The sequence below is a fragment of the Acinetobacter sp. LUNF3 genome (assembly GCF_022699605.1).
Lineage (GTDB): Bacteria > Pseudomonadota > Gammaproteobacteria > Pseudomonadales > Moraxellaceae > Acinetobacter > Acinetobacter johnsonii.
Window position 1 is genome coordinate 13,161 of the sequence record NZ_CP093968.1, and the last position, 20,891, is coordinate 34,051.

Here is a 20,891-nt window from a genome sequence, read left to right on the forward strand (position 1 = left end):
TTTGACTTTAAATATTCAAATAGGGACCATATATTGAGTATGCTATACTTGAAATATGGTCTTTTTGATTTGAAAGACAGCTGAACCGAACTGAGGAATCTAAGATGAATGCCCAAGCACTTGAACTAAGCGACAATGCCGCAAATAAAGTACGTCAATTACGTGACAGTGAAGGTAATCAAGATTTAATGCTTCGTGTATATGTCACGGGCGGCGGTTGTTCAGGTTTTTCTTATGGTTTTAACTTTGCTGAAAACCAAAATGAAGACGACGCAGAATTTATCAATGGTGATGTGAAAATGTTGGTTGACTCATTGAGTTATCAATATTTGGTCGGTTCAGTGGTGGATTATATTGAAGGTTTAGAAGGTTCACGTTTCATCGTGCAAAACCCAAATGCAACAACGACCTGTGGTTGTGGTTCATCTTTCTCGATCTAAACCTGATCTGATTAAAAAAGCCCTCATGATGAGGGCTTTTTTTATGTGCAATCATTCGCTTTCAATCGAGTTTAATCGCATCGAGTAAGTCAAAAATAATCGTGGTGACATCTTGGCTTAAGTCACGGTTATTAAAAACTTCATAGGCAGTAATGGTGACATCAGTGTCACTCGGTAACAGTTTCTGTTCTTCTTCAATCAAGTCATTGATTGGTAAAAGCGTCTGTTTCACTTCCAGATGTAAAACATCCTTAAACTCTAAATTTTCATCTTCAAGTTCTAACAGTTGCTCATTGAAATAGGGCAATAGAATAGAATGGAGATAAGGTTGAATCTCAACAATATCAAAGATTTCGATATCACGAGTTTCTTCAATCGTACTGATGTGGTCATTTACTTCGATTAAGATATGGTAGTAACTCACATTCGTCTCCAAAGCTTCTAGTGGATATTCAATTATTTACAATAACACGAACCCGAGTCAAGATGTGCTGTGATTGTATTTCATACACATATTAAAATTAGGGGATTTTTTTAGCAATTCATCATTTCAACGGGCATTAAACAATGCAATATCGGCACTTTGTAAACTAAAATGCTGCATATCTTGCTCTTCTAGCATTGGGTACATCAGGGCTTTCGGATCATTATGATGTTTCATGCCGAGGGCATGGCCAAATTCATGCGCTAAAGTCAGACGTAAGTCTTCTTTGGACTCAAACTCATAAATATGAATTTCACGCCCATTGAACAGTCCTTTATCGAATAATCGAGGTTGAAAGCGTTGGTTGAACTGGTCGATGGCCAGATTATGGCCTTGATCTAAACGATTCAGTTCATCCACCTTTTGATTGTAGGCATTTACTTGCAGGTTAAAGCTGGCAATTTGTTGGTCTAAAACGTGTTGCTGTTGACGCAGCTGTACCAAACTCTGTTGTACGGCCGCTTGCTGCGAAGCAGGGACTCCGCCGTGCTGGTTATACTGACGGATCATGGCATTATAGTTTTGGCTAAGTTCCTGTAGACTCTGTTTTTGCACATCTAGGGCCCCTGAGTGACGTGCCAGATTTTGTTGCATGGCTTTGAGTTCAGTATTTTTTTGACTCAGCCCTTGTTCATTTTGTGTCAGTTTAGACAGTTGATCGCGGCGTTGTACCGACTCATCTTGACGTTGGTCATAAATGAGTCGAATACTGAGCCGAGCATTGGGGTCATATACAAAGTAATCTTGGCCCAAACCCTGTTTCCAAATATCCGTGGCTTGCTGGCTAATCTGCTTTAACTCATGTTCATTAAGACCAAAACGCGGATCGACTTCCGCAATGCGATAGCGAATACGCTGATCGAAAGGATGGGTGAGTCGATCCAGCAGGGGATTGAGACGCAGCTGAGGCTGTTGCATATTTTGATACAGAATCAAACCTAAAAAGCCCAGCAAAGCAAACAAAAGACTTTGACGCATATTTCATTCATATATCTTTATTTTTAGCTACTTTAGCGTAAAAAATACCTTTGCAACATAAAAAATACGTCTTCTCTATGGGCTTAAATTATTCCCAGTGCTGTCAGACTTTGTTTGACCAGTTGCTCACGCACGCTGGCTGAAATTCCTGTTTTCATATGCATATTCAAAGCAAAATACACTTTTTCACCTGTTGCTGTTTCGACCCAGCCTGTCCACCAGCCCACTTGCGGTTCTAGGTCCATGCCCCAACCAGATTTGGCGTAGAGTTTATAATTCGGTTTTTGTTCAATCAGCAGCATGTCTTGTACGGTATGTTGCACATCTGGCTTAAAAGCGAGTTGCGTATTGGCCAGCTTCTCTACAAAAAGGACTTCTTGCACAGGCGTAATTTGCAGTGGACCGACTAACCAAAAATTATCGACAACGGTGCCAATCTGTTGATTGCCATATCCAATGCGCTGTACTTCTTTTTGCATCAGGTCTAGACCAATGCGCCGTGCAAGCTCCTGATAAACGGGAACAGCAGATGCTTGCATGGCTTGCCCTAAAGTCATGTCTTTTTCCCAGGCAGGGAAACTACGCTTTTGACCATCCCATTTAAACACCTCAGTGCTGGTTGCTTTACCATGTTCTAGTCCGATTAAGGCATTCAGCATTTTAAAGGTAGAGGCGGGTACATAGGCTGTCTGAGCACGGCTCAAGTCATTGCCGTAGCTGCGTAAGCCATGCTTATCCTTAATGACAATCACCCCAGTGGTTTGGAGTTGATCGAAGGCCTGTTGGATCTGCTGCTGCGCGCTTTGTTGCTGGTGATTTTTAGCTGTTTCTACTGAGGGGCTTATTGTGGTACATGCAGAACCGAAGGTTGTAATGAGGGCGATGAGTCCAAATTGTAAAGTTTTCATGGTGGCTAAGATCTAAATTTTTTATCAGCCTAATCTAAAAGTAGAAAGTGAAACAACAATATTTAGGTAATAAAAAACCGCGCTTTCGCGCGGTTTTTTATTAAAGAGACAAATTATTTTTTGTCATCTTTTACTTCAGTGAACTCAGCATCTACAACGCCATCGTCCGCTTTCTGTTGTTGACCAGCGTCACCACCGAATGCATTCGGGTCGAAACCTTCAGCACCGCCTTGACCTTGCGTAGCTTCATAAGCACGTTGCGTGATCGGCATGATGATGTTTTGAAGTGCTTCAGTTTTCGCTTTGATATCTTCTACATCATTTTCTTTAGTCGAAGTTTCAAGCTCAGCAACAGCAGTTTCAATGGCAGTTTTTTCATCGCTTGTTACTTGCTCGCCTAGATCTTTTACTGCTTTTTGAGCAGAAGATACCAATGCATCCGCTTCGTTACGTGCTTTCGCAAGTTCTTCGAACTTACGGTCTTCTTCAGCATTCGCTTCAGCATCTTTGATCATTGCTTCGATTTCAGCATCAGACAAACCTGAGTTTGCTTTAATCTGGATGGATTGCTCTTTACCAGTGCTCTTATCTTTCGCCGATACTTTTAATATACCGTCAGCGTTAATGTCGAACGATACTTCAATTTGTGGCACACCACGCGGAGCAGGTGGAATGTCGCCCAATTGGAAGTTACCCAACAATTTGTTTTGCTGTGCCATTTTACGTTCACCTTGGAACACAGAAATGTCTACAGCAGGTTGGTTGTCCGCAGCAGTTGAGAACACTTGAGATTTCTTAGCAGGAATCGTGGTGTTTTTCTCAATAATTGCTGTTAACACGCCACCCATGGTTTCGATACCAAGTGTCAACGGAGTAACGTCAAGAAGAAGTACGTCAGTTTTGTCACCAGACAATACCGCACCTTGAATTGCAGCACCCATTGCTACCGCTTCGTCAGGGTTCACGTCTTTACGTGGTTCACGGCCGAAGAACTCTTGTACTTTTTGTTGTACAAGTGGCATACGAGATTGACCACCCACCAAGATTACGTCAGAGATGTCGCTTGTTGAAAGACCAGCATCTTTAAGCGCAATGCGGCAAGGTTCGATTGTACGTTCAACTAAATCAGCCACTAAACCTTCAAGTTTTGCACGTGTTACGTTAATCACTAAATGTTTAGGACCAGTCGCATCAGCCGTGATGTACGGAAGGTTAATTTCAGTTGCATTTGACGAAGAAAGCTCGATTTTTGCTTTTTCAGCTGCTTCTTTCAAACGTTGTAATGCAAGTGGATCTTGTTTCAAGTTGAAGTTTTGTTCTTTCTTGAACTCTTCAACCAAGAACTCGATTAAAGCGTTATCGAAGTCTTCACCGCCAAGGAAGGTATCACCGTTAGTTGATAACACTTCGATTTGTTGGTCGCCATCAAGATCAGCGATTTCAATGATAGATACGTCAAAAGTACCACCACCTAAGTCATAAACTGCAACTTTACGGTCGCCTTCTTTTTTGTCCATACCGAACGCAAGTGCAGCAGCCGTTGGTTCGTTGATGATACGTTTAACTTCTAAACCTGCGATTTTACCCGCATCTTTAGTTGCTTGACGCTGTGCATCGTTAAAGTAAGCAGGAACGGTAATCACCGCTTCAGTTACTGTCTCACCTAAGTAATCTTCTGCAGTTTTCTTCATCTTTTTCAAGATTTCAGCAGAGATTTGTTGTGGTGCAAGTTTCTTGTCGTTTACTTCAACCCAAGCATCACCATTGTCAGCTTTGATGATTTTGTAAGGGACAAGACCGATGTCCTTTTGAACCGCTTGGTCTTGATACTTACGACCGATCAAGCGTTTGATTGCGAATAATGTGTTTTTAGGGTTAGTCACTGCTTGACGTTTTGCAGACTGACCCACCAAGATTTCGCCATCTTTATACGCAATAATCGATGGTGTTGTACGTGCACCTTCAGCGTTGTCGATCACTTTAACTTTGTCGCCTTCAAGTACAGCGACGCAAGAGTTTGTTGTACCTAAGTCAATACCAATGATTTTAGCCATTTGGATGATTCCTCAAAAATTTTTGCAATGTTTTTGCTTGTTATTCGATATGAGAGCCGTTCAATTTTTTTCAAGTGATAATCAAGAAAAAATTTTACAAACTCTCGAATTTATAGAGTTTATGCGCCAACCATGACCATTGCTGGACGAAGCAAACGACCATTTAAGGTATAACCTTTTTGTAATACCGTTCCGATCTCGTTGGCTTTCGCATTTGGATCAATCCCGACTGCTTGATGCAAGTCCGCATTGAAACCATTTGCTGTATCAACTGCGACCACACCAAATTTTTCCAGTGCAGTCAGTAACGATTTCAACGTCAGTTCCACACCTTCAAACATTGGTGTTTTTTCCTCACCCGATGCGCTAAGGGCACGTTCTAAATTATCCACTGAGTCCAGTAACTCTTTTGCGAATTTTTCGAGAACGGTGTCTTTATGCTTCTCTGATTCACGTTGAATACGCTCTACACTTTTTTGTGCTTCGTATACAGCATTTGCAGTGCGGGCTTTTTCAAGCTTTAAGCTTTCTTCAAGATTGGTAATTTGAGCTTGTAAATCCTCAACTGAAACTTCAGCTTGCTCCGCTTCAGCTTGAGTTTGCGCTGTTTGTGAATCCGCTTGCTCTTGCCCTAGATCTTGAGCTTCTTGATTGTGCTCAGTCGCCATTGATTTACTCCGTTTAAATGGGTTTTTAAACATGTACAGTCCTTCAGGCATCAGTGTTAACTGGGTTAATCTGAACTGCCATGCGTTATTGAATTCAGGATTACTACAAAAGATCGGGGCAACAGCCAAAAATTCAAGCGGCTTCAGTGATTAATTCATGTATTTTTGGTAAAAAATTGCTGAAATCAGGCTTTCTAGGTGCTTATTCTATCCGAAGGTCCATTTCCAATTCTGCTTGAGTTTTTTTATGTTGAAAAAGGCTAATCGTTACATTGAATTATTTTAATTAAATTTATCTGTTTTACTAATTTTTCGCTTGACCACATAATGAGTTCATCAGCGGTGATCATACTTTGTGGAGAGAGCAAAGTATGGTGACTGCGACCTATTTGCATAGCTTGGGGAAACCCTCTTAATTTAGAGATTTAGGTTTTTGAATAGTACGTCTCCCAAAAGTACTCTATTCGGTGCAAAGGTATAATGCTGTCAGAGTGATTCGAGCTTTGCACTCAAAATTCGATTTTTAAGGCTGTGGTTTCTTTATTTTTGTATGCTTTCTCGAGCTTAATCCGCTTTGGGTTAAGCTTTTTTTTGCTTAAACTTTAAAAATAACATTATTTAATCGTGTATCAGCATACAAGAGTTCTGCAATACTGAAGAGTTGATGGTCTAAGCATAGAGTTCCTATTTATGCTGCTCACCGAAGAAAGAAATAATGCAGAATCAGCATATTAACTTGAGCTGCTGTGGAGATGTAGTGCTAAGGCGGTATTTGTACCCAATTAATAAAAAATTGCACAAGTTGTACTCGAGTCTGCAAAAACTACAACTCAGAACGTGTGTAAAAGTTTTCGGATTTGACAAAGATAGGCAGGGCAAAGTTTGGCTTTGCTATTTTTGTATGATGTAAAAGGAAATGAAAGAATGTTAAATAAGAAAACTGCATTAGTGTCTCTAGCGCTTTTAGGTTCAGCATTTGCCATCGTGGGCTGTAGCTCAAGTGAAACCAGTACTGCACCTGAGTCCGCTCAAGTGACCACTGCACCAGATGCAACTGCAACCGTTGAGGGAAGTGCTGGAGTCGAGGTTCAAGCAGATCCTGCGGCTCAGATTGAACCCATCCAATCTACACCTGCGACAACACAACAATAAAACTTAAAAGAGAACTTCTCTTACATTCGCTTTGTTAAAGACCTTCACAGGATGCCGTGAAGGTCTTTTTTAGGGAGTAAATAACTCAAGCTGTTCAGCCGTCTTATTTCATCAGTCTGATGTGCGATGACGATTTTATCGCTCTTGACGTGAGTTATCCCAACCTCTGTTTTGATTGTGGTGTTGATCATCGGGACGTTGCTTACGATCGTTATGGGATTGTTTGCGTCGATCTTCAGTTCGTTGACGCTCTTGCTCACGACGTTGGCGTTCGGCATTTTGTCGTTGCTGACGTTCAGTATCATAACGTTTGCGTTCTTGGTTTAATCGCTCTTGATCACGCTTTTTCTGTTGCCAGTCTTGATGACGTTGATTAGCGATCCGTTTGCGCTCAGCTTCAATACGTTGCCGTTCTTGTTCGCGGTTTTGGCGTTCCCATTCAGCATGTCTTTGGCGGTTTCGGTCTGCCTCGCGACGTTCGCGTTCAATGCGGTTTTGTCGTTGTTGGTATTCCCAGCGTTGGCGGTCTCGTTCACGTTCATAGCGATCATGCTGGTCGTAGCGTCGATCATCATAATCATAGCGGTGGTCGTAGCGTCCGTCATAATAGCCATCCTCAGGAAAAGCCACACAACCAACAAACAAGGTGCTGATGAGTGAGAGGAATATTATTTTTTTAGTCATGGCAGGTCTCCTTCATAAAAACGGAGTAGCAAAACACTCCTAAATCGGCATAAAAATTGTCAATGACAAGCTCTTAAAAGAAGATTAGCGTATAGGACGTATTGCTATGTATCTTGATGTGAAGACTTATATAAGAGAATGGTCACGTAAGTGCTGATCATGTAGAGAATATGAAGAACGATAAAAGGATATTATTGACATGGGCGTGTTGAATCAAACTTTACAACAATGGGTGGAACAAGGCCAAGGCAGTGCGGCACGAGTGATTGATCGCTTGCCGACAGTAGCACAAGAAGGCTTGGTTAAAGCGCTGGGTTATCCTCACCAGTTTGAACAATTAGATCCCTTTATCAAATGCTTAATGGCAGCTCAATATAAGCAAGGCAAATCGGGCTTTATTTTTGAAGACTATCATCGTTCTCGTAAATTGTTTGATCATCAAATTCAAATGTTGACCGCGAAACCCAGCGCGGTAAAACAAGTGGAAGATTTACGTCTACCTTTACAAAGTGGAACTGTATTTGCGCGGCATTATCATCCTGCACCGAATAAGAAACTTCCGATGTTGGTGTTTTATCATGGCGGCGGCTTTGTGGTTGGCAGTCTCGACAGTCATGATGAAGTCTGTCGCTTACTGGCGATCCATGCCAAAGTACAGGTGCTCAGTATTGATTATCCTTTGGCACCAGAAGTTGGCCCGCATTTATTGATTCAATCTTGTGAAGATGCTTTGGCTTGGGTCTATCAAAACCGTCGTCAGTTCAAAATTTTGAAAAACCGAATTGCGGTGGCAGGCGATAGTGCAGGTGGCAATATCAGTGCCGTGGTGGCGCAGCGAACTGCTGCAAAAGCTTATGCGCCAAGTGCACAATTGTTAATTTACCCCGTGGTCGATTTCAAAAGTCGCCATCCATCGTTCTTTGCTTATAAAGATGGACTGACCTTAACGGGGCAAGATGTCGATAGAGTGACCTCGTTGTATGCTGAACAACATCAGGTAGCTCTGGATGATCCTATTGTTTCGCCGACTTATGGCGTATTAAAAAGTGTCGCACCCGCTTTTGTCATCACCGCAGGTCATGATTTATTGCATGATGAAGGTGAAATTTATGCCATCAAATTAAAGCAGCAGGGCAATAAGGTTTATTATCAGAATTATCTAGATCAACCCCATGGCTTTGTGAACTTCACCATCATTTCTCGTCGGGCAAAAAAAATCACCATAGAAATGGCAAAGAATTTTAGAAAATTTTGGGATAAGAATGCCAAATAAAGATGCATGAATTTTCAAAAGAATGTTTCACGTGGAACATTCTTTTTTTATTTAGAGCGGATTTTGGCTTCTGGAAAAACAAGCTGAAAGCTTGGGACATAAAAACTTTGTAGAGCCTTGGCCTGTCCAAAGTCTGGAAAGAGGGTGGTATGGTTTTGCCATTCAAATTTTTTCAGTTTCATTAGCTTCGCGCGAAACTGTGGAGAAAACTCATAACGTTGACCTTGCCACGCTTGCTGTATTTTGAGCATGGAACGTGGAATGTGATGACTATTAATATAAAACGGACGTGCTTTTTTACATTGGGTGAGTGTTAAACACAAGGTTTGGTCTTGAGTGCTGACTTGACATTGTGTTGTTTCGTGCTGCGTATGCCAGTCAAACTGAGCGAACTCTTTCGGAATACCCCAAAGCTGTTGACCATGTTCAACTGAAATCTGTGTAGATACATAAATTTTAGGAATCGAGCTTAAACGCCGTTTGCTCAGTAAAGGATGGTCAAGCAAAAGCAGTTCATCATAAGGTCCAACAGGAGATTGATGATAACGCACCAACATGACTTGAACCACACGACCAATCGGGGAAGGAGCGATACGAAACGTTTTATATTGCCGGATAAATTGCGGACTGATCCAATAATTCAAAATAAAAGCTTCACCTTGTAAATGCCAAGGCGGAAATTGACTCAATTGAGACAGGGCTAAAGCTTCATTCATCGTTATTCTCGTTTTCTTAGAAGAAGTAGTGTTTTATTTATACTGAACGATTAATATACCGAAATCTAATAACATCTGAATGCTGTGAGTAACGAAATGTTAAAGAAGAGTTTAGTTGCAGTGGCGGTTACATGTATGAGTATGGCGGTCATGGCAAATAACACGATTGTTGAAATGAAAACATCAATGGGCAACATCGAAATTGAACTGTTTAATGATAAAGCACCAATCTCAGCAAAAAACTTTGAAGACTATACGAAAGCTAAGTTTTATAACGGCACGATCTTTCATCGCGTCATTCAGGGTTTCATGGTGCAAGGTGGGGGCATGACTGCTGACCTTGTGGAAAAGCCAACCCGACCAGCCATTCAAAATGAATCAAGTAATGGTTTATCGAATAAACGTGGCACTTTGGCGATGGCACGAACCAACCTACCGCATTCTGCAACCAGTCAGTTCTTTATTAATGTGGTGGATAATAACTTTCTAGATAGAAGTACCAATAACGCAGGTTATGCGGTTTTTGGTCAGGTCACTAAAGGTATGGATGTGGTAGATAAAATCACTAAAGTACCGACAGGACGTGCAGGGCCACATCAAGATGTACCGAAACAACCTGTTAAAATTCTCAGTGTGAATATTAAAGCAGCAGCAGTGCAAAAGTAATGAAAAAAGAGAGCAGAAATATTAAATCTATATTTCTGCTTTAAAATTATTGAGTTAGGCGTAAGGTTGTATGTTTTTGAACCTTTTTAGTGCATAAAAATACAACACCCGATAAAACAACCAGTTAAAAGCACTTGCAAAGCTTTAGAAATCCTCTAGAATGCACCCCATACCGACGAGATAGACGGAAACGAACGAAGCACGAAGTGCTGAGTTGTTAAGTATATTGAGTCCAGCTTCTAGCACTGACGAGGTGTTAGAAAGATCATTAAGAGATTATGAAGAACAACTTGTGTGGATTTTTACTGATTGATCGATCGAAAATATTTCATTGATTGAAGGTAAAAATTACTCGAAGTTTATTTGAGAAATATTTGTCAGAAAATTGATGAGCCAAGATTTGTAGCCATAAGCTACTAATGATTTTTAACTGAAGAGTTTGATCATGGCTCAGATTGAACGCTGGCGGCAGGCTTAACACATGCAAGTCGAGCGGGGAAGGGTAGCTTGCTACCTAACCTAGCGGCGGACGGGTGAGTAATGCTTAGGAATCTGCCTATTAGTGGGGGACAACATTCCGAAAGGAATGCTAATACCGCATACGCCCTACGGGGGAAAGCAGGGGATCTTCGGACCTTGCGCTAATAGATGAGCCTAAGTCAGATTAGCTAGTTGGTGGGGTAAAGGCCTACCAAGGCGACGATCTGTAGCGGGTCTGAGAGGATGATCCGCCACACTGGGACTGAGACACGGCCCAGACTCCTACGGGAGGCAGCAGTGGGGAATATTGGACAATGGGCGAAAGCCTGATCCAGCCATGCCGCGTGTGTGAAGAAGGCCTTTTGGTTGTAAAGCACTTTAAGCGAGGAGGAGGCTACTTGGATTAATACTCTAGGATAGTGGACGTTACTCGCAGAATAAGCACCGGCTAACTCTGTGCCAGCAGCCGCGGTAATACAGAGGGTGCGAGCGTTAATCGGATTTACTGGGCGTAAAGCGTGCGTAGGCGGCTTCTTAAGTCGGATGTGAAATCCCTGAGCTTAACTTAGGAATTGCATTCGATACTGGGAAGCTAGAGTATGGGAGAGGATGGTAGAATTCCAGGTGTAGCGGTGAAATGCGTAGAGATCTGGAGGAATACCGATGGCGAAGGCAGCCATCTGGCCTAATACTGACGCTGAGGTACGAAAGCATGGGGAGCAAACAGGATTAGATACCCTGGTAGTCCATGCCGTAAACGATGTCTACTAGCCGTTGGGGCCTTTGAGGCTTTAGTGGCGCAGCTAACGCGATAAGTAGACCGCCTGGGGAGTACGGTCGCAAGACTAAAACTCAAATGAATTGACGGGGGCCCGCACAAGCGGTGGAGCATGTGGTTTAATTCGATGCAACGCGAAGAACCTTACCTGGTCTTGACATAGTAAGAACTTTCCAGAGATGGATTGGTGCCTTCGGGAACTTACATACAGGTGCTGCATGGCTGTCGTCAGCTCGTGTCGTGAGATGTTGGGTTAAGTCCCGCAACGAGCGCAACCCTTTTCCTTATTTGCCAGCGAGTAATGTCGGGAACTTTAAGGATACTGCCAGTGACAAACTGGAGGAAGGCGGGGACGACGTCAAGTCATCATGGCCCTTACGACCAGGGCTACACACGTGCTACAATGGTCGGTACAAAGGGTTGCTACCTAGCGATAGGATGCTAATCTCAAAAAGCCGATCGTAGTCCGGATTGGAGTCTGCAACTCGACTCCATGAAGTCGGAATCGCTAGTAATCGCGGATCAGAATGCCGCGGTGAATACGTTCCCGGGCCTTGTACACACCGCCCGTCACACCATGGGAATTTGTTGCACCAGAAGTAGGTAGTCTAACCGCAAGGAGGACGCTTACCACGGTGTGGCCGATGACTGGGGTGAAGTCGTAACAAGGTAGCCGTAGGGGAACCTGCGGCTGGATCACCTCCTTAACGAAAGATTGACGATTGGTAAGAATCCACAACAAGTTGTTCTTCATGACGATGTATCTGAGGGTCTGTAGCTCAGTTGGTTAGAGCACACGCTTGATAAGCGTGGGGTCACAAGTTCAAGTCTTGTCAGACCCACCAAATCTGACTAACAAGCATTGTTAAATGCTGAATACAGAAAAACAGAGACATTGACTTATTGATAAGCTGGGGACTTAGCTTAGTTGGTAGAGCGCCTGCTTTGCACGCAGGAGGTCAGGAGTTCGACTCTCCTAGTCTCCACCAAATTCGAGGAAAAACAAAGCAGCGCTTTGTCCGAGAATTTAAGCAAACAGCTATGCTGTGCGCAGGCACACATAGAACGAAGCTTAATCTAAGAAGTTGGATTACAGAAATTAGTAAGTAGATAACTTATTAACTTCTGTGATTTATCGCAGTTTCCTGACCTGACGAAGGCTGGAAAAATCATTAACAGAATATATTTGAGTTGAAATAATTTGTTCATACTCGTTTTTAAGATCGACATTAACAGTGATTTATTACTGATTGATGAAGATTAAAGAAATGAGTTACTAGCGAAATTAACTGAATCAAGCGTTTTGGTATGTGAATTGAATTGAAGCTGTACAGTGTTTAAGTACACAGAACAACAAACTGTAAGGAAGTGATGAGAAATCATCATAGACTGTCTTAATCCTACTTGTAGGGATTAACGACTGTTTGGGGTTGTATAGTCAAGTAATTAAGTGCATGTGGTGGATGCCTTGGCAGTCAGAGGCGATGAAAGACGTAATAGCCTGCGATAAGCTCCGGGGAGGCGGCAAATATCCTGTGATCCGGAGATTTCTGAATGGGGAAACCCACCTGTCATAAGGCAGGTATCGTATGATGAATACATAGTCATACGAGGCGAACGAGGGGAAGTGAAACATCTCAGTACCCTTAGGAAAAGAAATCAATTGAGATTCCCTCAGTAGCGGCGAGCGAACGGGGAAAAGCCCATTAAGTCATATAAGTTTCTAGTGGAATGCTCTGGGAAGTGCAACCATAGTGGGTGATAGTCCTGTACACGAAAGGGCTTATATGATGATGTCGAGTAGGGCGGGGCACGTGAAACCTTGTCTGAATATGGGGGGACCATCCTCCAAGGCTAAATACTCCTGACTGACCGATAGTGAACCAGTACCGTGAGGGAAAGGCGAAAAGAACCCCTGTGAGGGGAGTGAAATAGATCCTGAAACCGCATGCATACAAGCAGTGGGAGCCGACTTGTTCGGTGACTGCGTACCTTTTGTATAATGGGTCAGCGACTTACATTCAGTAGCAAGGTTAACCGCATAGGGGAGCCGTAGAGAAATCGAGTCTTAATAGGGCGTTTAGTTGCTGGGTGTAGACCCGAAACCGGGTGATCTATCCATGAGCAGGTTGAAGGTTGGGTAACACTAACTGGAGGACCGAACCCACTGTCGTTGAAAAGCCAGGGGATGACTTGTGGATAGGGGTGAAAGGCTAATCAAACTCGGTGATAGCTGGTTCTCCCCGAAAGCTATTTAGGTAGCGCCTCGGACGAATACCATTGGGGGTAGAGCACTGTTTCGGCTAGGGGGTCATCCCGACTTACCAAACCGATGCAAACTCCGAATACCAATGAGTACTATCCGGGAGACAGACTGCGGGTGCTAACGTCCGTAGTCAAGAGGAAAACAATCCAGACCGCCAGCTAAGGCCCCAAAATTATAGTTAAGTGGGAAACGATGTGGGAAGGCATAGACAGCTAGGAGGTTGGCTTAGAAGCAGCCACCCTTTAAAGAAAGCGTAATAGCTCACTAGTCGAGTCGGCCTGCGCGGAAGATGTAACGGGGCTAAAACTATATGCCGAAGCTGCGGATTTGCAATTTATTGCAAGTGGTAGGGGAGCGTTCTGTAAGCCGATGAAGGTGTATTGAGAAGTATGCTGGAGGTATCAGAAGTGCGAATGCTGACGTGAGTAACGACAATGCGAGTGAAAAACTCGCACGCTGAAAGACCAAGGGTTCCAGTCCAACGTTAATCGGGGCTGGGTGAGTCGACCCCTAAGGCGAGGCCGAGAGGCGTAGTCGATGGGAAATTGGTTAATATTCCAATACTTCTATGTAATGCGATGAGAGGACGGAGAAGGTTAAGTCAGCCTGGCGTTGGTTGTCCAGGTGGAAGGTTGTAGGCATGTATCTTAGGCAAATCCGGGGTACTCTATGCTGAGAACTGATAGCAAGCTGTACTTGTACAGTGAAGTGGCTGATACCATGCTTCCAGGAAAAGTCTCTAAGCTTCAGTTACATAGGAATCGTACCCGAAACCGACACAGGTGGTCAGGTCGAGTAGACCAAAGCGCTTGAGAGAACTCTGCTGAAGGAACTAGGCAAAATGGTACCGTAACTTCGGGAGAAGGTACGCTGCCGACGGTGATAGGATTTACTCCTTGAGCTATTGGCAGCCACAGAAACCAGGCCCCTGCAACTGTTTATTAAAAACATAGCACTCTGCAAACACGAAAGTGGACGTATAGGGTGTGATGCCTGCCCGGTGCTGGAAGGTTAATTGATGGGGTTAGCGTAAGCGAAGCTCTTGATCGAAGCCCCAGTAAACGGCGGCCGTAACTATAACGGTCCTAAGGTAGCGAAATTCCTTGTCGGGTAAGTTCCGACCTGCACGAATGGCATAATGATGGGGGCGCTGTCTCCAGCAGAGACTCAGTGAAATCGAATTCGCCGTGAAGATGCGGTGTACCCGCGGCTAGACGGAAAGACCCCGTGAACCTTTACTGCAGCTTGACATTGAACTTTGATCTTACTTGTGTAGGATAGGTGGGAGGCTTTGAAACCGAGACGCTAGTTTCGGTGGAGCCAATCTTGAAATACCACCCTGGTAATATTGAGGTTCTAACTCTGTCCCGTTATCCGGGACGAGGACCATGTCTGGTGGGTAGTTTGACTGGGGCGGTCTCCTCCTAAAGAGTAACGGAGGAGTACGAAGGTGCGCTCAGCGTGGTCGGAAATCACGCGTAGAGTATAAAGGCAAAAGCGCGCTTAACTGCGAGACCCACAAGTCGAGCAGGTACGAAAGTAGGTCTTAGTGATCCGGTGGTTCTGTATGGAAGGGCCATCGCTCAACGGATAAAAGGTACTCTGGGGATAACAGGCTGATACCGCCCAAGAGTTCATATCGACGGCGGTGTTTGGCACCTCGATGTCGGCTCATCTCATCCTGGGGCTGAAGCAGGTCCCAAGGGTATGGCTGTTCGCCATTTAAAGAGGTACGCGAGCTGGGTTTAGAACGTCGTGAGACAGTTCGGTCCCTATCTACCGTGGGCGTTGGAAATTTGAGAGGATCTGCTCCTAGTACGAGAGGACCAGAGTGGACGAACCTCTGGTGTACCGGTTGTGACGCCAGTCGCATCGCCGGGTAGCTATGTTCGGAAGGGATAACCGCTGAAAGCATCTAAGCGGGAAGCCTACCTCAAGATAAGATTTCCCTAGGACTTTATGTCCTCTAAAGAGCCGTTGAAGACTACGACGTTGATAGGTTGGATGTGGAAGCATAGTGATATGTGAAGCTGACCAATACTAATTGCTCGTGAGGCTTGACTATACAACACCCAAACAGTTGGTGTTGTGGTTCAAATCACTGCAAACAACTTGATTTAGTTATAAAGCTAGATAAAATATCCAACTCAAATATACCTGTTAATAACTCATTTGATGAAAGTTAGGCACGAAGAGCACTGCTCTGAGGTTAGACCCAACGAATAGTCATAAACAGTTGTGCTGGCGACAATAGCAAGAGTGAACCACCTGATCCCTTCCCGAACTCAGAAGTGAAACCTCTTAGCGCTGATGGTAGTGTGGAGTTATCCATGTGAGAGTAAGTCATCGCCAGCTCATTAATTCTAAATCCCCCTCCGCTTAAGGCTGAGGGGGATTTTTTTATGATGAAAAGATTAAGTAATGTTAGATAATAAAAGATTGGCTAAAAAATGGTTTTTAAAATTTAATAGGCTTCGTTTTTCACTTAAATTTGATTATTTATCACTCACTAAAAGAGATCATAACTAAGTCTGCGAATATATTTTGAGTAATTCGAATAGCTATTCCATCAATATTCATTGGACAAAAGAATGACTATATTTAACTCGTGATTATACAAAATATGTCAAAACAGGTTCTAATATGTTCAATAAAAAAGAAACCCCGACATCCTGTCGAGGTTTCTTTGTATTTTAGTGCATAGATACAACTCCTGTCATATCTCACATCCTGATGCTCAAACTGATTATTGTTGTTTTAAGTTTGGGAAACGTCCTGTTTCCTGATTTGTTTAATATATGTCGTAAACTGTTTTAAGGCTAGTGGTCGCTTTCCTCAGTATTTGTAAGCTTTGACTTACACAGATTCATCTTGTTACCAAAGTGGATAACGTTGTACTTATGATTTCTCTACAATGATTGGTAATCGTGCGTTTGAATGGATAAGGCAATGCTGAGCAAAAAAGCGTTTTGTTTGTTGATGTCAGTGAGTGCAGTTTTTGGCTTAATAGCATGTCATGCACAAAGACCAGCGGAGTCAGCAGCACAGGAACAACAGGCCAGTTCTTCTTCTTTAGGCACATCTATACACCTCAAACGTATTGCTGAATTTAATGAGCCATGGGCATTAGCGGTATTGCCTGATGGGCGATTATTAATTACTGAAAGATCAGGACAGTTGATTTTATTTAGTCCTGTCGATCAGACAAAGACTCTCATTAGGAATACACCTAAAGTGGCTTATGGTGGCCAGGGTGGATTGGGCGATATTGTTTTACATCCTGAGTTTGCACAAAACCATCAAATTTATCTTAGCTATGCAGAGGCAGGGCAAGGAGGTTATGGTGCGGTTGTGATTCGTGCTGATTTGAATTTAGATCAGGCACAGCCACAATTAGACAATCTTAAAACAATATGGAAACAAGTACCGAAGGTGCGTGGGCAGGGACATTATGCACATCGGATGTTATTTGATGGCGCAGGAAAACTATGGATTAGTTCAGGAGAACGGCAAAAGTTTGAGCCTGCACAAGATTTAACATCGAACCTTGGAAAAATGATTCGCTTGAATGATGATGGTTCGGTTGCTTCAGATAATCCATTTCAGAAGCAGAGGGATATCGCAAAACAAATATGGAGTTTGGGGCATCGTAATCCTTTAGGAATGGCTTTGGATGCAAAAAAACAACTTTGGGTGGTTGAAATGGGCCCCAAAGGTGGGGATGAGCTCAATTTAATTCAAAAGGCTAAAAACTATGGTTATCCAATCGTTTCGAATGGTGATCATTATAGTGGTTTGAATATCCCTGATCACGCCACGCAGCCTGATTTTGAAGCGCCAAAATTAGACTGGACACCCGTAATTTCTCCATCGAGTTTGATTTTTTATACGGGAAAGATGTTTCCAAAGTGGCAGGATAAAGCCATCATTGGTGGGCTTTCATCTAAAGCATTAATTATTGTAGACACCACAGTACAGCCAGTAAAAGAACTCCAACGGATAGATATGAAAGAACGTATCCGTGGTTTACAACAAGCGAAAGATGGCAGTATTTGGGTAATTGAGGATGGGAAACATGCAGATTTAATTCAGCTGCTTTCACATTAATCACCTAAACAGAGTATTGCGAGGAAAGACAGTCTTAAAGCGCAGCATGTCGATCAGCATTGAAGACATTGGCTTGGATCTGCATCAGTTTTCGTTGTCCTTGTTTACCATTCATCCGCCAATGGGCAATTTTAATATTATCGATCAAGGCGACATCCCCTTTTTGCCACTGGAGCAAGAGTGCATCGTGATATAAGGCTTCAAAGAAGTGTTGTTTTTCCTGATCGGTCCATTCAATTTTTTCACCTTCATGGGTGAAAAGTTCCCATGACAGTTGCATGCAATTAGCCGTGGGGTCTAGTTGAAGCTTTCCTCGCTTCTTAAAGCTTTTTTGTGCAGCTTGGTGGGCAAAAGAATTGGTATTGTTTGCAAAAGCCCACGGCTGGATCATCAACTTTTGAGTGTTCGGGTGTATGGCAACGAAAGGTGAGTGTTTTAAAGTAAGTTTGGTTTCTTTATTTGGTTGTTTGTTGAAATGAAAGGGCCTTTTGTTTAATAGCAAGCGATCAAATAGATTGAGTTTACGTGTTGAAATATAAGAAAAATGATTCCATGCGCCTAAGTATTTTTGTTGTACGCTGACTGGAAAATGGGCCCAAATTTTTTCGAGGTTATTAAACCCTGTTTCGAGCACATGGTTCGCAGGTTCTTGGCAAAACAAGGCAATAAACGTGAGCGAGTCGAATGTAGGCCACCTTCGACATGTGGACCTTGAATTGAGTTTTCAACAGCGCCTAATTGTACCGTATTGTGGTTGAGATAAGGTCTATCATCACCTGCACGATTTTCGCTATATTTACGAATGAAAGAGGCAAACCAACCTGATTTTTTAGGCGTAAATGGATGCCAAGGTTCAAGCTGAAAATGATGTTCGATCAACTCATGAAATTCATAGTGACGTTGTAATTTAAAGCCACGAAATAATAAGATGCCGTACTGATGCAACTCTTGCATAAGTTCTGTGCGATGGACTCTAACATAGGCGGCTAGAACGTCTACATCTGTATATTCGGGGTCTGTGACATAAATTTTGCAATAATTATTTAAAAGTGTGGTGTTTAGTTGCATGGAATGGTCTCTATAGTTATTTTTTTAATTTATTGTATTGGACTGAAGCCTTTTGGCTGAATCAGCAAATGTTCAGTGGGGGAGAGTATAAGTGTAGTTCAGGCATAAGATGTAATATTTTGTGGTGCAGAAGAACATACCGACAAATGTTGAAAGCCTTAATATAGTCAAACCGCTTAATTACCCATACACTCGTTAAAGAAACGACTAAAAAGCTTATCTATTGAGTTAACCAACCATTTTTTCCTTTTTGCTTTCACCCATGCCCACATTTTTTCAATAGGATTAAGGTCAGGACTATAAGGTGGTAACCAAAGTATTTGATGCCCATGTTGGCTTAATAGATCTTGTATATCTGGTCGTTTATGGAAGGCTGCATTGTCCATGACAATTACACTATTCGAGGGTAGTTCTGGTAATAAAAACTGATCTACCCAAAAATAAAATACATCCGAATTTACTTTGCTATCAAATAAACCCACTGCAAATAACTTACCCTCATGGATTGCTCCTATTGCATTGGTTTGATTTTTTAATTGCCAATTATATGTTCCATAACAAGGAGTTCCCTGTTTTGAATAACCATGAGGTCTATGTTCATGAGATTTAAATCCACTTTCATCAAGATAGATGATCGGGTGTTGATACCTTAATCGGTTTAAATCTTTTAAATACTGCTCTCTGAGTTCTGTTTTTGCTTTCGGGTGCCGTAAGGTCTTTTTTTAACTGTAATATTTAGACGCTTGAGCGCATCTCCAATTGTAGAAGTAGCACAACCAAAACGAGCAGCGCGTTCATATTGATAATCATCGGGATATTGCTCAACATCTGCACGTAAGGCATCATCATCAACTTTAGATGGTTTTCTTGGTCGAGTTCTTTTTATTTCGATTCGCTTTTTCCATTCGACAATTGTATTTTTATTAATTTCGAAGTGCTGAGCAACCGCTCGGATAGATTGACCTTCTTCAAGCTTGGCTAATATTTTCTTTCTAAAATGTATTGGATAACTCATATCGGTATTGTATTGGTTTTTTGGCGTGCGGACTATATTTGATGGATTTACTTTATGAACTAGCGCTTAAATATGTACGTTGGACGCAAGTGATCATTTTTTAAATTTCACATGCATTTATATTTGTTTTATATGATTATTTTATGAATTTTTAATTGAGATAGACATCCAAGTAGACCAGTTTAGTTTGTATTCACGAGCTTCTTCTAAAGTATTGAAGCATATAAGAGGTTCGTTAATATCTGATAGTGATTTGGGCTGTTAGAGAAATATTGAGCTAATAATCACTACAATTGAAAAGCCCTCGACATCCTGTCGAGGGCTTTTTAAATTCTTTCAAGCGGTATAACTCCTGTCCTACCGATCAGCATCCTGCCGTGTATGTTGTTATTTTTGTTTTTCATCTGAGACATCCTGTCTCTGTGTGGTTTAACTATAGCGTTGATGTTTATTATTGAAAAGCCGACAAATACTTAAGTTACTGTAAGCAATAGCGTACAGAAAAATCTCATGCTTATGCGCTGACATATTTAATGAGTTTATCAATTCCTGCTTTTAGATTCTTCTCATCAAAAGGATTTGGTTCAAAGTCTTCGGTTTTATTGCGAGAAAAAATATCTCGAATTTCAACCACCGCATTGGTATCGACCAGACCGAGCTGAGTACCGACTTGGCGAATTTGGTCGATGGAGCGTGAGCCATTGGTACCACCATAACTGATATAGGCCGCAGGTTTACCTTGCCATTCTTTGCCTAAGTAATCCAAGGCATTTTTAAGTGCAGGGCTATAACCATGATTGTATTCGGGGCTAATGAAAATAAAGGCATCGCCTTGGGCAATGTGGTCAGCCCATGCTTGTTGTTTGGGTTGATCATAAATCCCTGTCATTGGGGGATTTGCACCTGAAAAAATCGGTAAATCCCACTCTTTTAAGTCGACTAATTCGAGTTGGACCGTATTGAGCCCAAGTTTTTCAAAGCTTTTTTGTACCCAACGTGCAACTTTAATGGCTGTCCGACCTTCGCGCACACTGCCTATAATGACCTGAATTTTCATCAAAAATCCTTGGGAAAATAAATGTGATTACGTTACGTTAGTATGAAAATTAGGCTTTGCATAGATTGAATATGTATCTGATCGACAAATGTTTGAG

General features: G+C 42.4%; 16 protein-coding genes, 2 tRNA genes, 3 rRNA genes and 1 pseudogene. 10 read left to right on the plus strand and 12 right to left on the minus strand.

Annotated elements, in window-relative coordinates:
• Window positions 1–104: 104 nt before the first annotated feature.
• Entirely contained in the window at window positions 105–440 is a 336-nt protein-coding gene (gene erpA, locus MN200_RS00050; protein WP_004697409.1) for an iron-sulfur cluster insertion protein ErpA, read from the plus strand.
• Between the two features lie 61 nt (window positions 441–501).
• Here the strand turns inward: erpA and MN200_RS00055 are convergent, their stop codons facing one another.
• From MN200_RS00055 to grpE, 5 genes are all read right to left on the minus strand, one after another.
• The gene (locus MN200_RS00055; protein ID WP_005401765.1) at window positions 502–876 is read right to left on the minus strand and encodes a hypothetical protein; all 375 of its coding nucleotides are present in this window, start codon (window positions 874–876) and stop codon (window positions 502–504) included.
• A 114-nt stretch (window positions 877–990) separates the two neighbouring features.
• Entirely contained in the window at window positions 991–1,902 is a 912-nt protein-coding gene (locus MN200_RS00060; RefSeq protein WP_058870659.1) for a matrixin family metalloprotease, read from the minus strand.
• Between the two features lie 83 nt (window positions 1,903–1,985).
• Entirely contained in the window at window positions 1,986–2,810 is an 825-nt protein-coding gene (locus tag MN200_RS00065; RefSeq protein ID WP_058870660.1) for an OXA-211 family carbapenem-hydrolyzing class D beta-lactamase OXA-651, read from the minus strand.
• Window positions 2,811–2,923: 113 nt separating this feature from the next.
• Window positions 2,924–4,864, minus strand: a complete 1,941-nt coding sequence (gene dnaK, locus MN200_RS00070) for a molecular chaperone DnaK (RefSeq protein ID WP_058870661.1) — start codon at window positions 4,862–4,864, stop codon at window positions 2,924–2,926.
• Between the two features lie 119 nt (window positions 4,865–4,983).
• Entirely contained in the window at window positions 4,984–5,532 is a 549-nt protein-coding gene (gene grpE / locus MN200_RS00075; protein ID WP_058870662.1) for a nucleotide exchange factor GrpE, read from the minus strand.
• Window positions 5,533–6,456: 924 nt separating this feature from the next.
• Here grpE and MN200_RS00080 point away from each other — a divergent pair.
• A complete protein-coding gene (locus tag MN200_RS00080; RefSeq protein ID WP_058870663.1) occupies window positions 6,457–6,684 on the plus strand; it encodes a hypothetical protein in 228 nt (75 codons plus the stop codon).
• A 135-nt stretch (window positions 6,685–6,819) separates the two neighbouring features.
• Here the strand turns inward: MN200_RS00080 and MN200_RS00085 are convergent, their stop codons facing one another.
• Entirely contained in the window at window positions 6,820–7,368 is a 549-nt protein-coding gene (locus MN200_RS00085) for a hypothetical protein (RefSeq protein ID WP_058870664.1), read from the minus strand.
• Window positions 7,369–7,567: 199 nt separating this feature from the next.
• On the opposite strand from MN200_RS00085, the gene MN200_RS00090 reads away from it, so the two are divergent.
• Window positions 7,568–8,641, plus strand: coding sequence for an alpha/beta hydrolase (locus MN200_RS00090; protein WP_242759855.1), 1,074 nt, complete (start codon window positions 7,568–7,570; stop codon window positions 8,639–8,641).
• Window positions 8,642–8,688: 47 nt separating this feature from the next.
• Here the strand turns inward: MN200_RS00090 and MN200_RS00095 are convergent, their stop codons facing one another.
• Window positions 8,689–9,357 (minus strand): acetoacetate decarboxylase family protein, encoded by a 669-nt coding sequence (locus tag MN200_RS00095; RefSeq protein WP_058870666.1) that lies wholly within the window; start codon window positions 9,355–9,357, stop codon window positions 8,689–8,691.
• Window positions 9,358–9,453: 96 nt separating this feature from the next.
• On the opposite strand from MN200_RS00095, the gene MN200_RS00100 reads away from it, so the two are divergent.
• From MN200_RS00100 to MN200_RS00130, 7 genes are all read left to right on the plus strand, one after another.
• On the plus strand, window positions 9,454–10,023 hold the full coding sequence (locus tag MN200_RS00100) for a peptidylprolyl isomerase (RefSeq protein ID WP_058870667.1): 570 nt from the start codon (window positions 9,454–9,456) through the stop codon (window positions 10,021–10,023).
• Between the two features lie 427 nt (window positions 10,024–10,450).
• Window positions 10,451–11,988 (plus strand): 16S ribosomal RNA (locus MN200_RS00105).
• Window positions 11,989–12,049: 61 nt separating this feature from the next.
• Window positions 12,050–12,126, plus strand: a tRNA-Ile gene (locus MN200_RS00110).
• A 68-nt stretch (window positions 12,127–12,194) separates the two neighbouring features.
• Window positions 12,195–12,270 (plus strand) — tRNA-Ala (locus MN200_RS00115).
• Window positions 12,271–12,717: 447 nt separating this feature from the next.
• Window positions 12,718–15,612, plus strand: a 23S ribosomal RNA gene (locus MN200_RS00120).
• 175 nt (window positions 15,613–15,787) lie between these two features.
• Window positions 15,788–15,902, plus strand: a 5S ribosomal RNA gene (gene rrf, locus MN200_RS00125).
• Together the 16S, 23S and 5S rRNA genes with 2 tRNA genes alongside form the textbook arrangement of a ribosomal RNA operon.
• A gap of 594 nt (window positions 15,903–16,496) precedes the next feature.
• The gene (locus tag MN200_RS00130) at window positions 16,497–17,654 is read left to right on the plus strand and encodes a PQQ-dependent sugar dehydrogenase (RefSeq protein WP_114392620.1); all 1,158 of its coding nucleotides are present in this window, start codon (window positions 16,497–16,499) and stop codon (window positions 17,652–17,654) included.
• 34 nt (window positions 17,655–17,688) lie between these two features.
• On the opposite strand, the gene MN200_RS16680 is transcribed toward MN200_RS00130, so the two are convergent.
• From MN200_RS16680 to MN200_RS00155, 5 genes and pseudogenes are all read right to left on the minus strand, one after another.
• Entirely contained in the window at window positions 17,689–17,934 is a 246-nt protein-coding gene (locus tag MN200_RS16680) for a hypothetical protein (protein ID WP_322887805.1), read from the minus strand.
• A 278-nt stretch (window positions 17,935–18,212) separates the two neighbouring features.
• Complete coding sequence (locus tag MN200_RS00140; protein WP_227509180.1) at window positions 18,213–18,722, minus strand: hypothetical protein; 510 nt, start codon at window positions 18,720–18,722, stop codon at window positions 18,213–18,215.
• A 176-nt stretch (window positions 18,723–18,898) separates the two neighbouring features.
• Window positions 18,899–19,372: pseudogene (locus tag MN200_RS00145) on the minus strand (IS630 family transposase); the annotation flags it as partial.
• Between the two features lie 17 nt (window positions 19,373–19,389).
• Window positions 19,390–19,737 carry an IS630 transposase-related protein gene (locus tag MN200_RS00150; RefSeq protein ID WP_039890557.1) on the minus strand — a complete coding sequence of 116 codons (348 nt, stop codon included), beginning with the start codon at window positions 19,735–19,737 and terminating at the stop codon, window positions 19,390–19,392.
• 514 nt (window positions 19,738–20,251) lie between these two features.
• Window positions 20,252–20,794, minus strand: coding sequence for an NAD(P)H-dependent oxidoreductase (locus MN200_RS00155; RefSeq protein WP_058868583.1), 543 nt, complete (start codon window positions 20,792–20,794; stop codon window positions 20,252–20,254).
• Between the last annotated feature and the right edge of the window lie 97 nt (window positions 20,795–20,891).

Excerpts from the sequence above, each read along its gene's own strand:
- dnaK (WP_058870661.1), bottom strand. The coding sequence starts at position 4,864 with ATGGCTAAAATCATTGGTATTGACTTAGGTACAACAAACTCTTGCGTC.
- MN200_RS16680 (WP_322887805.1), bottom strand. The coding sequence starts at position 17,934 with ATGCAACTGTCATGGGAACTTTTCACCCATGAAGGTGAAAAAATTGAA.
- MN200_RS00095 (WP_058870666.1), bottom strand. The coding sequence starts at position 9,357 with ATGAATGAAGCTTTAGCCCTGTCTCAATTGAGTCAATTTCCGCCTTGG.
- erpA (WP_004697409.1), top strand. The coding sequence starts at position 105 with ATGAATGCCCAAGCACTTGAACTAAGCGACAATGCCGCAAATAAAGTA.
- MN200_RS00090 (WP_242759855.1), top strand. The coding sequence starts at position 7,568 with ATGGGCGTGTTGAATCAAACTTTACAACAATGGGTGGAACAAGGCCAA.
- MN200_RS00085 (WP_058870664.1), bottom strand. The coding sequence starts at position 7,368 with ATGACTAAAAAAATAATATTCCTCTCACTCATCAGCACCTTGTTTGTT.
- MN200_RS00080 (WP_058870663.1), top strand. The coding sequence starts at position 6,457 with ATGTTAAATAAGAAAACTGCATTAGTGTCTCTAGCGCTTTTAGGTTCA.
- MN200_RS00150 (WP_039890557.1), bottom strand. The coding sequence starts at position 19,737 with ATGAGTTATCCAATACATTTTAGAAAGAAAATATTAGCCAAGCTTGAA.
- MN200_RS00060 (WP_058870659.1), bottom strand. The coding sequence starts at position 1,902 with ATGCGTCAAAGTCTTTTGTTTGCTTTGCTGGGCTTTTTAGGTTTGATT.
- grpE (WP_058870662.1), bottom strand. The coding sequence starts at position 5,532 with ATGGCGACTGAGCACAATCAAGAAGCTCAAGATCTAGGGCAAGAGCAA.
- MN200_RS00140 (WP_227509180.1), bottom strand. The coding sequence starts at position 18,722 with ATGCAACTAAACACCACACTTTTAAATAATTATTGCAAAATTTATGTC.
- MN200_RS00100 (WP_058870667.1), top strand. The coding sequence starts at position 9,454 with ATGTTAAAGAAGAGTTTAGTTGCAGTGGCGGTTACATGTATGAGTATG.
- MN200_RS00130 (WP_114392620.1), top strand. The coding sequence starts at position 16,497 with ATGCTGAGCAAAAAAGCGTTTTGTTTGTTGATGTCAGTGAGTGCAGTT.
- MN200_RS00155 (WP_058868583.1), bottom strand. The coding sequence starts at position 20,794 with ATGAAAATTCAGGTCATTATAGGCAGTGTGCGCGAAGGTCGGACAGCC.
- MN200_RS00065 (WP_058870660.1), bottom strand. The coding sequence starts at position 2,810 with ATGAAAACTTTACAATTTGGACTCATCGCCCTCATTACAACCTTCGGT.